The organism is Azospirillum baldaniorum, from assembly GCF_003119195.2.
Lineage (GTDB): Bacteria > Pseudomonadota > Alphaproteobacteria > Azospirillales > Azospirillaceae > Azospirillum > Azospirillum baldaniorum.
On the sequence record NZ_CP022254.1, the window covers coordinates 1445452 to 1458448 of the forward strand.

At 70.9% G+C, this 12997-nt stretch carries 13 protein-coding genes and 1 tRNA gene; 13 read left to right on the forward strand and 1 reads right to left on the reverse strand.

Features of this window, described 5'->3' with window-relative positions:
- The first annotated feature begins 22 nt into the window (after positions 1 to 22).
- The 11 genes from Sp245p_RS20820 (at position 23) to Sp245p_RS20870 (ending at position 10136) form a co-directional block, all read left to right on the forward strand.
- The gene (locus Sp245p_RS20820; protein WP_014198194.1) at positions 23 to 1099 is read left to right on the forward strand and encodes a lysozyme family protein; all 1077 of its coding nucleotides are present in this window, start codon (positions 23 to 25) and stop codon (positions 1097 to 1099) included.
- A gap of 142 nt (positions 1100 to 1241) precedes the next feature.
- On the forward strand, positions 1242 to 1460 hold the full coding sequence (gene infA, locus Sp245p_RS20825; protein WP_014198195.1) for a translation initiation factor IF-1: 219 nt from the start codon (positions 1242 to 1244) through the stop codon (positions 1458 to 1460).
- Positions 1461 to 1516: 56 nt separating this feature from the next.
- Positions 1517 to 2137 carry a Maf family protein gene (locus Sp245p_RS20830; protein WP_014198196.1) on the forward strand — a complete coding sequence of 207 codons (621 nt, stop codon included), beginning with the start codon at positions 1517 to 1519 and terminating at the stop codon, positions 2135 to 2137.
- Positions 2134 to 3390, forward strand: a complete 1257-nt coding sequence (locus tag Sp245p_RS20835) for a ribonuclease E/G (protein ID WP_014198197.1) — start codon at positions 2134 to 2136, stop codon at positions 3388 to 3390. The genes Sp245p_RS20830 and Sp245p_RS20835 overlap by 4 nt, the downstream gene beginning before the upstream one ends.
- A 3-nt stretch (positions 3391 to 3393) precedes the next feature.
- Entirely contained in the window at positions 3394 to 3579 is a 186-nt protein-coding gene (yacG, locus tag Sp245p_RS20840; protein WP_014198198.1) for a DNA gyrase inhibitor YacG, read from the forward strand.
- A gap of 98 nt (positions 3580 to 3677) precedes the next feature.
- Positions 3678 to 3753, forward strand: a tRNA-Phe gene (locus Sp245p_RS20845).
- Between the two features lie 178 nt (positions 3754 to 3931).
- A complete protein-coding gene (locus tag Sp245p_RS20850) occupies positions 3932 to 4909 on the forward strand; it encodes a glycosyltransferase family 10 domain-containing protein (RefSeq protein ID WP_014198200.1) in 978 nt (325 codons plus the stop codon).
- A 19-nt stretch (positions 4910 to 4928) separates the two neighbouring features.
- On the forward strand, positions 4929 to 5651 hold the full coding sequence (locus Sp245p_RS20855) for a hypothetical protein (RefSeq protein ID WP_014198201.1): 723 nt from the start codon (positions 4929 to 4931) through the stop codon (positions 5649 to 5651).
- A gap of 8 nt (positions 5652 to 5659) precedes the next feature.
- Entirely contained in the window at positions 5660 to 8143 is a 2484-nt protein-coding gene (locus tag Sp245p_RS20860) for a tetratricopeptide repeat protein (RefSeq protein WP_014198202.1), read from the forward strand.
- Entirely contained in the window at positions 8140 to 8925 is a 786-nt protein-coding gene (locus tag Sp245p_RS20865) for a galactosyltransferase-related protein (RefSeq protein WP_014198203.1), read from the forward strand. The genes Sp245p_RS20860 and Sp245p_RS20865 overlap by 4 nt, the downstream gene beginning before the upstream one ends.
- A gap of 131 nt (positions 8926 to 9056) precedes the next feature.
- Complete coding sequence (locus Sp245p_RS20870) at positions 9057 to 10136, forward strand: ParA family protein (protein WP_244439432.1); 1080 nt, start codon at positions 9057 to 9059, stop codon at positions 10134 to 10136.
- A 1-nt stretch (position 10137) separates the two neighbouring features.
- Here Sp245p_RS20870 and Sp245p_RS20875 read toward each other — a convergent pair whose 3' ends face one another.
- The gene (locus Sp245p_RS20875) at positions 10138 to 10566 is read right to left on the reverse strand and encodes an Lrp/AsnC family transcriptional regulator (protein WP_014198205.1); all 429 of its coding nucleotides are present in this window, start codon (positions 10564 to 10566) and stop codon (positions 10138 to 10140) included.
- Between the two features lie 130 nt (positions 10567 to 10696).
- On the opposite strand from Sp245p_RS20875, the gene rocF reads away from it, so the two are divergent.
- Together rocF and rocD are read left to right on the forward strand one after the other, a co-directional pair.
- Positions 10697 to 11686, forward strand: coding sequence for an arginase (gene rocF / locus Sp245p_RS20880; protein ID WP_014198206.1), 990 nt, complete (start codon positions 10697 to 10699; stop codon positions 11684 to 11686).
- A 27-nt stretch (positions 11687 to 11713) separates the two neighbouring features.
- A complete protein-coding gene (rocD, locus tag Sp245p_RS20885; RefSeq protein ID WP_014198207.1) occupies positions 11714 to 12931 on the forward strand; it encodes an ornithine--oxo-acid transaminase in 1218 nt (405 codons plus the stop codon).
- Positions 12932 to 12997: the final 66 nt, after the last annotated feature.

The window sequence follows — 12997 nt, forward strand, 5'->3', positions numbered from 1 at the left end:
GGTCTGACGGTTCCGGTGTTCCATGAAGGTCGCGCTGCCTCCACTCGTCCCGCTTCCCGAGCGCAAGCCGGATGTTCCCGCGCCGCCCTCCTCCACGGGCGCCGCGTCGGGCGGGTCGTTCCAAAGCGCGCTGGCGGACGCCCAGCCGGTTCCCCGCGGGCGATTGACCAACGGGCAGAAGGTGCCGCCCCTGCCGGCCGCGAAGCCGGAGGCGCCGATCCAACTCGCCGACGGCACCCGCGTGCCGTTTCCCGCCCGCAAGCCCGAGGCCGCCGCGACGGCTGCTGCGTCAGGCACCCAGTCGACGGTGATCGGCGCCGCGCTGGCGAACAGCCCCGCCGCCGGGCGGGTGGTTCTGGCGGCCCAGCAGGTCGCCGGCCTGTCGGGCCACAGCTTCACCGCCATTCTCGCCCAGGCGACCCAGGAAAGCGGGCTGGACCCGGCGGCCCGCAACCGCTCCAGTTCCGCCGCCGGTCCGTTCCAGTTCCTGGAGCGCACCTGGCTCGACCTGTTCCGCCGCCATGGCTCCGCCTACGGCCAGGGCGAGCTGGCGAGCGCGATCCAGAGCCGCAACGGCATTCCCTCGGTCAAGGACCCGACGGTGCGCCGCCAGATCCTGGCGCTGCGCCACGACGTCGACCTCTCCGCCGGCATGGCCGCGCGCTACCTGTCCGAGGGGCGCGACCGTCTGGAAGAGCGGCTGAAACGCCCGGTGTCGGAAACCGAGAGCCGCATCGCCTATGTGCTGGGCGTGGGCGGGGCGGCCAAGCTGATCCGCGCCGCCGAGTCGTCCCCCAGGGCGGCCGCCGCGGAGCTTCTGCCCGCCGCGGCGCGGAGCAACCGGGGCCTGTTCTACGACCGCGCCACGGGCCGGGAACTCACCGCGTCGGAGACCGTCGCGCGGCTGACGCGCCACATGGACACCGACCAGAAGGAGATGTTCGAGCGCATCGCGCAGGCCGCGGAACCCCGCTTGCGGCTCGATGGCGGCCCGTCGCCGCTCAGTTCTTTCCAGTCGGCGGCCCTTGGCGGCACCGCGGGCATGGACGCGGACGGCGCGGGGGAGTATGAAAACGGCGACGGAAACCCGTTCGGCTGAACCGCCGGCTGTTTCCGTCCCATCTGGAAGGCTTTGGCCAACCCCCACGCCGGAGGCTCACCGCCCCCGGTGGAATCCCCCTTGACCGGGCGGCTTCGGGAGGTCAGTTATTGCCTCGAAACTGTTACGGACTTAAGGGGCTATGGCTAAGGAAGATCTGATCGAGTTCTCCGGAACCGTCGTCGAGCTGCTGCCGAACGCGATGTTCCGTGTGAAGCTCGACAACGAGCATGAAGTGCTGGCGCACACCTCCGGCAAGATGCGCAAGAACCGCATCCGCGTGCTGGCCGGTGACCGCGTCAACGTCGAGATGACGCCCTACGACCTGACCAAGGGCCGGATCACGTTCCGGTTCAAGTGATTGAACCGGTTTCCCGCGTTGAACCGGTTTCCACCGTCGGCCATCCTCCCCGCGTTATGAGCACCGAAACCACCCACCGGCTCGTGCTGGCGTCCGCCTCGCCCCGCCGGCTCGACCTGTTGCGCCAGATCGGCGTGGTGCCCGACGCGGTCGACCCCGCAGACATCGACGAATCGCCCCTGCCGCGGGAGCTTCCGCCCCAGCACGCGCTGCGTCTGGCCGGCGAGAAAGCCGCCGCCGTGGCCGCGCGCCACCCCGGCGCCTTTGTGCTGGCCGCCGATACGGTGGTCGCCTGCGGCCGCCGCATCCTGCCCAAGGCGGAGGAGGAGAAACAGGCGCGCGCCTGCCTCGCCCTGCTGTCCGGGCGGCGGCACCGGGTGTTCGGCGGGGTCGTGCTGCTGTCGCCCACGGGTGAAGGGAAAGCGGGGGAAGGAGACGTGTTGCGCCGGTCGGATCGGCTGGTGCGCACCGACGTGACCTTCAAGTCGCTGTCCCACGAGGAGACCGAGTCCTACATCGCCTCCGGAGAATGGCAGGGCAAGGCCGGCGGCTACGCCATCCAGGGCCGGGCGGCGGCCCATGTCCGCTGGATCGGCGGCTCCTACAGCAACGTGGTCGGGCTGCCCCTGTTCGAGGTGGCGGCGCTGCTGCGCGGCGCGGGGTTCCCGTTGCCGTGAGCGGCCCGGCGGGCGGGACCGGATCGGACATCCTCATCGACCGCGACGGTCCGCTGACGCGGGCCGCAGTGCTGACCGGCGGACGGCTGACCGACCTCTACATCGACCATGCCGAGCGGCCTTCCCTGCTGGGCCATGTGTTCCTCGGCCGGGTGGAGCGCATCGCGACGGGGCTGGACGGCGCCTTCGTCGATCTCGGCACCGGCAAGTCGGGCCTGCTCTCCGCACTGGACGCCCGCGGGCCGAAGGGGCGTCCGAAGGCCAAGGGCGAGCGGATCGGCAACCTGCTGCGCACCGGCCAGACCGTGCTGGTGCAGGTGAAGGCCGACGCCACCGGGGCCAAGGGGCCGTCCCTGACCATGGACATCACCCTGCCGGGCCGTTTCCTGGTGCATGCGCCGCTGGGACGCGACGTGGCGGTGTCGAAGCGGCTGGGCAGCGGGCCGGAGCGCACCGAACTGGCCCGCCGCATCCAGGACATCGCCCCCGGCGCCGGCTGGATCGTCCGGGCGGGCGCCGCCACCGCGCCGGACGGGCTGCTGGCCGCGGAGTCGGACGCGCTGCATCTGGCGTGGCGGTCCATCCGCGACGCGGCGGAGCGGGGCGGCGGCCCCTCCTTGCTGCTGACCGGTCCCGACGCGCCGCGCCGCGCCCTGATCGAGCATGGGGCAACCGCTCCGTCGCGGATCATCGTGGACGACGTGGCCCTGGCCCGCGACCTCGCCGACTGGTGCGCCGACCGTGCACCGGACCTGGAGGAGCGGGTGGAGCCCTTCGACGCCCGGCTTCTTGCCGCGCCGTGCCCTGATCGAACAGGGGGCGGCCGGCAACGGCTGTTCGACCTGCGCGACCTCGACGCTGAAATCGAAACGTTGCTCGGCACGCGGGTGCCGCTGTCCGGCGGCGGGTCGCTGGTCATCGAGCGGACCGAAGCGATGACCGTCGTGGACGTCAACGCGGGGGAGCGCGGCAACCCGCTGGATGTCAATCTGGAGGCGGCGGCGGAGATCGCCCGGCAACTGCGCCTGCGCAACGCCGGGGGGATCGTCGTCGTCGATTTCGTCAACATGCGCAACCGGGGCGACGCCGAACGGCTGCTGAACGCCCTGTCCCGCGCGGTGGAGGACGACCCGGCGCAGACCCAGGTCTATGGCCTGTCCAAGCTGGGTCTGGTGGAGATGACCCGCGCCCGGCGCGGCACGGCCCTGGCCGAATTGCTGGGAACCGTCCGCACGGCCGCGGCGGAGGATTGAGCGATGAACGACAACCAAAAGCCTTCTGAGAAAGCCTGCCCGATCTGCGGCCGCCCGGCGGTGGAGGAAACCAAGCCCTTCTGCTCCAAGCGCTGCGCCGACGTGGATTTGTCGCGCTGGCTGGGCGGCGTCTACCGCATCGAAAGCCCCGACCGCCCGGACGCCGAGGAGGCCGACGAGCGGGAGTGACGGGGCGGCGAATTTATGCATTTTAGGGCTGGACAGGCCCGGCGAATTTGCCTACAAAGCGCGCCTCGACGCGCCGCGGTCTCCACCGCGGCCTCGGTGCCCAGGTAGCTCAGTTGGTAGAGCAGGGGACTGAAAATCCCCGTGTCGGCGGTTCGACTCCGTCCCTGGGCACCACTTCTTCCCCTCAAGGGGTTGTGGTGTTGCGAACGCTCCGTCATCCGCGGGGCGTTTTTTGTTGTGTTTTTTGTTGCCCGCGCCGCGTCTCCCGGCCTAGCGGGCGCGCGGAAGGGGTGGCGTTCCCGCCGCGGCGACCGTATCGTGCGTCGCGCAACGATCCGGCGCGGATGGCGGGATGCTCGATCAGCGGACAAGCGCGTTTCTTGAGGAATTCCTGGCGAAGCCCGGCGGCGACCCGGAGCGGCTCGACCGTTTCCTGTTGCATGGCCCGTACCGTGGCCGGCGTGGCGGCCGGCCCCGGCTGAAGCTGGCCTTCCACGACTTCTGGCCGGAGTTCGACACGGGGACGAACTTCTTCATCGAGATCCTGTCCAGCCGCTTCGACCTGTCGGTGGTCGAGGACGACAGCGACCTCGCCATCGTGTCGGTCTTCGGCGGGCGGCACCGCGAGGCGCGCAGCTGCCGCACCCTGTTCTTCACCGGGGAGAATGTCCGTCCGCCGCTGGACAGCTTCGACATGGCGGTGTCTTTCGACCGCGTCGACGACCCGTGCCATTACCGCCTGCCGCTCTACGTCATGCACGCCTACGAGCACATGCGGGAGGGAGCGGTGCCGCATTTCTGCTCTCCCGTCCTGCCGCCGGTGCCGCCGACGCGGGCGGCCTTCGCGGAGCGCGGCTTCTGCGCCTTTCTCTACAAGAACCCGAACGGGGAGCGCCGCAACCGCTTCTTCCCGGCGCTGGACGGACGGCGGCGCGTCGATTCGGTGGGCTGGCACCTGAACAACACCGGCAGCGTCGTCAAGATGGGCTGGCTGTCGAAGATCCGCGTCTTCGAACGCTACCGTTTCGCCTTCGCCTTCGAGAACGCCAGCCATCCCGGCTATCTGACGGAAAAGATCCTGGACGTCTTCCAGGCCGGGGCGGTGCCGCTCTATTGGGGCGATCCCGACCTGGAGCGCGAGGTGGCGGCCGGCAGCTTCATCGACGTGTCGCGCTTCGCCACGGACGAGGAGGCGGTGGACCACATCCTGGCGGTGGACGACGATTACGACGCCTATTGCGCCCACCGCGCCGTGGCGCCCTTCCTGGGGACGGAGGAGTTTTATTTCGACGCCTACCGCCTCGCCGACTGGATCGAGAGCCGGCTGTGAGGGCCGGGGAGAGGGAGCGATGGCGCGGGTGCTGCTGAACTACGCGGACGGGGCCTTCCTGGCGGCACAGAAGCGCAACGCCCGCAGCGGAATGGACATCGGCGGCTTCGATTCCGTCGCCATGCTGGGGCGAAGCCACATCGATCCGGCCTTCGTCGAGCGCAACCGCTTCATCCTCGACCAGCCGCGCGGGGTGGGCTACTGGCTGTGGAAGCCCTGGGCCATCTGGACCCTGCTGCGCGACCATCTGAAGGACGGCGACGTGCTGTTCTACTGCGACAGCGGCGCCCATTTCGTGCACCGCGCCGACCCGGTGATCGAGCTGTGCCGGGAGCGGCGCGACCTGCCCATCTTGCTGTTCACGCTGCAGGACGAATTCAAGAACCGCGGCTGGACCAAGCGCGACTGCTTTCATTTCATGCGGCTGGACCGGCCCGAATACACCGACGCCACCCAGATCCTGGCGAGTTTCATCGTCTGCGAACGGACGCCGGACACCATCGCCTTCGTCTCCGAATGGCTGCGCTTCGCCCAGGACGAACGTATCCTCACCGACGCTCCGAACGAGTGCGGCAAGCCCAACTACCCGGAGTTCCGCGACCACCGGCACGACCAGAGCATCCTCAGCCTGCTGGCCCGCCGCCGCGGGGTCAGCACCATCCCCGACATCTCGCAATGGGGCGACGACCGCCGACCGCCGGAGATCCCGCGCATTCTGCTGCACACCCGTCAGCGGGACTGAGAGGGCGCATGGACCTTTCCGAGACCGCCGAACGGGCCGCCGCGCTGCACCGGCAGGCCGTCGCCGCCCAACGCGAGGGTCGCGTCCGCGAGGCCGTGGCGCTGTTCCAGCAGGCGCTGGCGCTGCGCAAGGACGTGGACATCTATCTGGATTTCGGCGGGTTGCTGGCGGGGCTGTCGCAATGGGGGCCGGCGGGAGCGGTCTACGCCGCGGCGCTGAAGCTGGCGCCCGACTCCCCCGACGCCCATTACGGGGTGGCGCTGTCCCTTCACGCCCAGGGCCGCCCGGCGGAGGCCGAGCCGCACTACCGCACCGTCCTGGCTGCCTGCCCCGGGCTGGGCGAGGTGTGGAACAATCTGGGCGTGGCGCTTCAGGACCAGGGCCGCCCGGCCGAGGCCGAAACCGCCTACCGCGACGCACTGCGCGACCGGCCGGAGGACGCCGGCACCTGGAAGAATCTGGCGGTCGCGCTGGAAGCCCTGGGCCGGACCGGCGAGGCCGAAACCGCCTACCGGGAGGCGCTGTCGCGCAATCCGGAACACGGCGTGTCCCTGAACAACCTCGGCGTTCTCGTCCTGGCCGCCGGGCGCCGGGACGAGGCGGGGCGGATCGGCCGCCGCATGGCGGCGCTGAACCCGGCGGACCGGAACGGCTGGATGCTGCTGGGGACCGCCGCCCATGCGGCGGGCCACCGGGACGAGGCGGTACGGGCGAACGCGGTGGCGGTGCGGCTGGCGCCGGACGATGCCGTCCTGCGCCACAACCTCGCCAACGCGCTCGCCGCCGCCGGACGGCGGCAGGAGGCGGTGGCGGAGTACCGGACGGTTCTCGGGCTTCGGCCCGACGTCCCGGCGGCGGTCAGTCTGGCGGCGGAACTGCTCGGCCTGCACGACCTGCCCGGCGCCCAGGCGGTGCTGCGCGGCGCGCTCGGGCGGCATCCGGACCATGGCCCGGCGTGGCGGATTCTTGGCCAGACGCTGGCCGGGGCCTTGCGGCCGGACGCCGCGCTCCACGCGCTGCGCCGGGCGGTGGCCCTCGATCCCGGCGACCCGGCGGGGTGGGAGGATCTGGCCGCCGCCGCGACCCTGGCCGACCGGGTCGCGCCGTCCATTGAGGCCCTCCGCCGCGTCCGCCGGCTCTCGCCCGCCTACAACCCGGCGCTGGCGCAACTGGTGCAGCAGCAGCGGCACGCCTGCGACTGGCGTGATTTGCCGGCGCTGGAAAGCGACCTGATCCGGCGCCTGCGCGCCGGGGCCCTGGGTATGCCGCCCTTCGGCCTCCTGGCGGTGGACACGAGCTTGGCGGACCAGCGGGTGGCGGCGGAGCGCTGGGCGCGGCAGAAGGCGCAGGGAGTCCCCGCCGTGGCGCGGACGGCGGTCGCCGGTGATGGGCGCCTGCGCATCGGCTATCTCTCCGCCGATTTCCACGAGCATGCCACCGCCTATCTGATGGCGGAGCTTCTGGAGCGGCACGACCGGACGCGCTTCGCCGTCACCGCCTATTCCACCGGCATCGACGACGGCAGCCCGATGCGCCGCCGCCTGACCGCGGCGGTGGAGCGCTTCGTGGACCTGCGCGACCACGCCGACCGCGCCGCCGCGCAAGCCATCGCCGCCGACGGCATCGACATCCTGGTGGACCTGAAGGGCTACACGGCCTTCGCCCGCACGGCGATCCTGGCGGCGCGGCCCGCCCCGGTGCAGGTGAACTGGCTGGGCTATCCCGGCACCATGGGGGCGGACTTCATCGACGTCATCCTGGCCGACGCGGTGACCATCCCGCCCGGCGAGGAGGGCTTCTACAGCGAGGCGGTGGTGCGGCTCCCCCACTGCTACCAGCCCAACGACCGCCACCGCGCCATCGCGGAGCGCACGCCGTCGCGCGCCGATTGCGGCTTGCCGGAGGACGGCTTCGTCTTCTGCTGCTTCAACAACCCCTACAAGCTGACGCCCGCTGTGTTCGACGTCTGGGCGCGGCTGCTGCGCGCCGTGCCGGGGAGCGTGCTGTGGCTCTACGCCGGCAACCCGCTGGTCGCCGGCAACCTGCGGGGCGAGGCGGCGGCCCGCGGGGTGGCGCCGGACCGCCTCGTCTTCGCGCCGCCGCGCCCCCTGGTGGAGCATCTGGCGCGCCACCGGCTGGCCGACCTGTTCCTCGACACGCTGCCCTACAACGCCCATACCACGGCCAGCGACGCGCTGTGGACCGGGCTTCCGGTGGTGACCTGCCGCGGTGCCACCTTCGCCGGGCGGGTGGCGGCCAGCCTGCTCGACACGGTCGGCCTGCCGGAATTGGTGACCGACTCGCCGGCGGCCTACGAGGCGCTGGCCCTGGGCCTCGCCCGCGATCCGCAGCGGCTGGCCGGGCTGAAGGCGCGGCTGGCGGCGGCGCGGACGGCCAGCCCGCTGTTCGACGGGGACCGCTTCGCCCGCGATCTGGAGGACGCCTATCGCGCCATCTGGCAACGTTTCGCACCGGCAGGAGACCCGCGATGACGACCACGGACCGGCGGCTTCACATCGTCGTGCCCTACCGCGACCGCGCGGCCCATCTGCGGGACTTCGTGCCGCGGGTCGGCGCTTACTTCGCAACGCTCGCCGATCCCATCGACTACCGCGTCACCATCGTGGAGCAGGAGGCCGGGCTGCCCTTCAACCGGGGCGCCATCAAGAATGTCGGCTTCCTGCTGGGCGAGGCGGAGAGCGGCTACACCTGCCTGCACGACATCGACTATCTGCCCGTCGACGCCGATTACTCCTGGGTCGACCGGCCGACCCCCATCCTGTCCTTCGGGGCGGAGCAGCGGCCGGTGGCGCCGGGGCGCTCGGACCAGACGGTGACCACCGACCTGGAGAGCACGATGGGCGGCGTGCTGCTGATGCCCAACGACGTGTTCCGGCGGATCGACGGCTATTCCAACGCTTACTGGGGCTGGGGCTACGAGGATTTCGACCTGTCGCTGCGCATCCGCTCCCGCCGCATCCCGACCGCGCGGCGGCCCGGCCGGTTCGAGCCGCTGGACCACGACAACGAGGGCTTCAACCCCGACGCCTCGGCCTCGCCCATCTCGCGGGTCAACAAGCGGGTGTTTCAGGCCAACTGGGCCGGCGGGACAATCCCGGAGGAGGATGGCCTGTCCAGCCTGTCCTTCGAGATTCTCGACCGTCGCCCCTGCGACGGATGCCATCCCGGCGCCGAAGGACGGTGGGAGATCGTGCGCGTCCGCCTGACCATGGCGCCGCTGCCCGGCCAGCTGGCGGCCTTCAAAGCACGCTGAACCTGTTACCTTTCGGGACACCCGCGCATCTGCGGGAAGACATCGGCCCGCACGCTTGGCTATAGTGCGCCGCTTTCGGCGGCTCTTGGCCCGCAGGACGAACACCCGCGAAACGACGAAGCGGAATGGACATGACCAGCCACGAAGACGTCTTCGACGCGCCGGAGACGCGGCAGCCGACCATCCTGGCGGTGTACAATCAGAAGGGCGGCGTCGGCAAGACGACCACCTCCGTGAACCTCGCCCTGGCGCTGGCCGCGCTGGGCAAGAGCGTCGTCCTGATCGACTTCGACCCGCAGAGCAGCGCCACCAGCAACTTCCTGCTGCGGGAGAAGGCGCGCGTCGGCATCAACGACCTGCTGAGCCAGGACACCTTCGTCGAGGACGCCATCACCCCGACCAGCTTCGACGGGCTGTCGATGATCGTCGGCGCGCGGAAGCTCTATTCGCTGGAGCACGCGCTGGACGCCCGCGGCGGCTCGCAACGCGGCCTGCGCAAGGCGCTGCACTTCTCGCGCAACCCGCCGGATTACGTGGTGATCGACTGCCCGCCGGCGCTCGGCCATCTGGCGGCGGGCGCGCTGGCGGCGTCGGACCGGCTGGTGCTTCCCGTCTTTCCGGGGCGCTACGCGCTGGACGGGCTGAAGCGCACCCTGTCGGTGGTCGAGCACATCCAGAAGGGCATGAACCCCAACCTGTCGGTGGCCGGCATCCTGATGCTGTCGATCACCAACGACGAGGTCGGTCGCGAATCGCTGACCCTGCTGCGCTCCGAGTTCCCGGAGCTGATGTTCCGCACGGCGATCCCCTATGACGTGGACGTGGTGAAGGCGACCTACCGCCGGATGCCCGCCGCGATCTTCAGCCCGGAGGGGCGGACGACGACCCGCTTCCTGGCACTGGGCTGGGAGATCGTCCACGGTCGCGGCTCCTCCCCGACCGACGAGCAGCTGAAGCCGGCGCAGGACCGCATCCGCGCGTGGCACGCCGACACCGACTCCTCCTACACCGCCCGCCGCGCGGCGGCGCAGGACGACGGCGACGACTCCGCGGGCGGCGGCAACGGGCGCAGCGCTGGGGCTGAGGCGCCCAAGGGCGGTGGCGGCCGGGCGCTGGTCGCGGCGGCGGTCGGGCTGATCGTCGGCTTCGCGCTGGGCGCGCTGTTCGGCCAGCCGCTTCTGGGCGGCGTCCTGGCCGGTCTCGGCGGGTAGGCTACAGCACCGCCTTGCGGGCGGAGAGCAGGATGCTGGTCTCGGTGGAGGCGATGCCGGCGATCTGCCGGACGCGGCGCAGCGTGTCGTCGAAGGCCTCCAGCGACTCCGTTTCGATTTCAGCGACGACGTCCCAGCGCCCGTTGGTGGTGTAGACCGTCCGCACCTCCGGAAAGCCGTGCAGGCGGGCGATGACCGTCTCGGCGGCGCGGCCCTCCACCTCGATCATCGTGATGGCCCGGACCATGGCGGGCCGCAGATCCTTGCGCAGCAGCACCGTGAAGCCGGCAATCACCCCGCTCTCGACCAGACGGTCGATGCGGGCGCGCACGGTTGCGCGCGACACCTTCAGCGCGGCGGCGAGGCCGGCGACGGGCTGGCGCGCATCGGCGCGCAGCAGGCCCAAAAGGCGGTGGTCCAGGTCGTCCATGCCAGAATGATAAGTCGGGCTTCTCAAACTGTCAAAAACGCTGCCGTTCGTTGGCACTTTTCCGTCTTTCTGCCGCCTGTCTCGCCCCCGATAGTCATGGGAGACAGTTTCACACCGGGAGAGGGACGGCATGGCGTCGCAGGCGTCGGCGGATCGGGACGATCAGCGCTTCGTGGAGATCATCGGCGTTCCCATCGAGGCGGGGGCCGGCCATCCTGGCGCCCTGATGGGGCCGGCGGCGCTGCGCACGGCGGGGCTGGTCCGCGCCCTGCGCGAGCTGGGGCACGAGGTCCGCGATCTGGGTGATTTGGGGCGGGGTGACTTGACCCCCGCCCCCTGGAGCGAGGGCGATGCCGCCACCGCCCGTCTGGCGGAGATCACCGCTTGGTCGCGGGCGCTGGCCGACCGCTCCTACGCCATGATGCAGGCGGGCGGCGTGCCGGTCTTCCTGGGCGGCGACCACAGCCTGTCCATGGGCTCGGTCACCGGGGTGGCCCGCCATTGCCGGGAGACCGGCAAGCCGTTGTTCGTGCTGTGGCTGGACGCGCACGGCGACTTCAACACGCCCCACACCTCGCCGTCCGGCAACATGCACGGGATGCCGGTGGCCCTGCTGTGCGGGGAGGACGGATTCGACAACGTCTTCCCGCCGGAGCAGCGCGCCACCGTGAACCCGGCCCATGTGCATCTGTTCGGCATCCGCTCCCTCGACCCCGGCGAGCGGCGCCTGCTGCGCGCCCGCGGGGTGGACGTGGTGGACATGCGGCTGATCGACGAGCACGGCGTCGGCGTCCACATGCGCCGCATCATCGAGCGGGTTCGGCAGGCCGGGGGCCATCTGCACGTCAGCCTGGACGTGGATTTCCTCGACCCCGCCATCGCGCCGGCGGTGGGCACGGCGGTGCTGGGCGGGGCGACCTACCGCGAGGCGCATCTGATCATGGAGATGCTGCACGACGCGGGCGTCGTCGGCTCGCTGGACGTGGTTGAACTGAACCCCTTCCTGGACGAGCGGGGCAAGAGCGCCCTCCTGCTGGTCGATCTGGTGGCGAGCCTGTTCGGCCGCCGCATCATCGACCCCGCCGTCACCCAGTCGCAGATCGGCGGCCAAGCCGTCTGAAGAAGAAACAGACCCGGAGAGAACGCCATGCTTCAGCACGCCGCCGACCTGATCGGGACCGAACACCGCCTGGGCGCCCACAATTACAAGCCGCTGGACGTCGTGCTGGCGCGCGGCGAGGGCGTCTATGTCTGGGACACCGAGGGCAACCGCTACCTCGACTGCTTGTCGGCCTACTCCGCCGTCAACCAGGGCCATTGCCACCCGAAGATCCTGGAGGCGATGGTGCAACAGGCGTCGAAGCTGACCCTGACCTCCCGCGCCTTCCGCAACGACCAGTTGGCGCTGTTCTACGAGGAGCTGGCGGCGCTGACCGGCTCGCACAAGATCCTGCCGATGAACAGCGGGGCGGAGGCGGTGGAGTCGGCGATCAAGACGGTGCGCAAGTGGGGCTACGAGGTGCGCGGCGTGCCGGAGAACCAGGCGGAGATCATCGTCTGCTCGGACAATTTTCACGGCCGCACCATCTCCATCGTCAGCTTCAGCACCGACCCGGACGCCCGCGGCGGCTTCGGCCCCTTCACGCCGGGCTTCCGCACCGTGCCCTTCGGCGACGCGGCGGCGCTGGAGGCGGCGCTGACCCCCAACACGGTGGCCGTCCTGCTGGAGCCGATCCAGGGCGAGGCCGGGGTCGTCATCCCGCCCGCCGGCTATCTGCGCCGGGTGCGCGACCTGTGCACGGAGCGCAACGTCGTGATGATCCTGGACGAGATCCAGACCGGGCTGGGCCGCACCGGCAAGCTGCTGGCCGAGGAGCATGAGGGGGTGGAGGCCGACGTCACCCTGATCGGCAAGGCGCTGTCCGGCGGCTTCTACCCGGTGTCGGCGGTGCTGTCGAACTCCGAGGTGCTGGGCGTGCTGAAGCCCGGCCAGCACGGCAGCACCTTCGGCGGCAACCCGCTGGCCTGCGCCGTCGCCCGCGCCGCCATGCGGGTGCTGGTGGAGGAGGGCATGATCGACAACGCCGCCGCCCAGGGCGCCTATTTCCTGGAGCAGCTCGGCGCCATCCGCAGCAACGTGATCCGCGAGGCGCGCGGGCGCGGCCTGATGCTGGCGGTGGAGCTTCACCCGGAGGCGGGCGGGGCGCGCCGCTATTGCGAGGCGCTGCGGGCGCGGGGCGTCCTGGCGAAGGACACCCACGACCACACCATCCGCATCGCCCCGCCGCTGGTCATCACCCGCGAGCAGGTCGATTGGGCGCTGGAGCAGTTCGACGCCGTGCTGACGGGAACCGCCCTCCCGTAAAAGGCCTGGGTCATCGCATTCGCCCTTTTTAGCCCTCTCCCCTCCGGGGAGAGGGTGGCCCGGAGG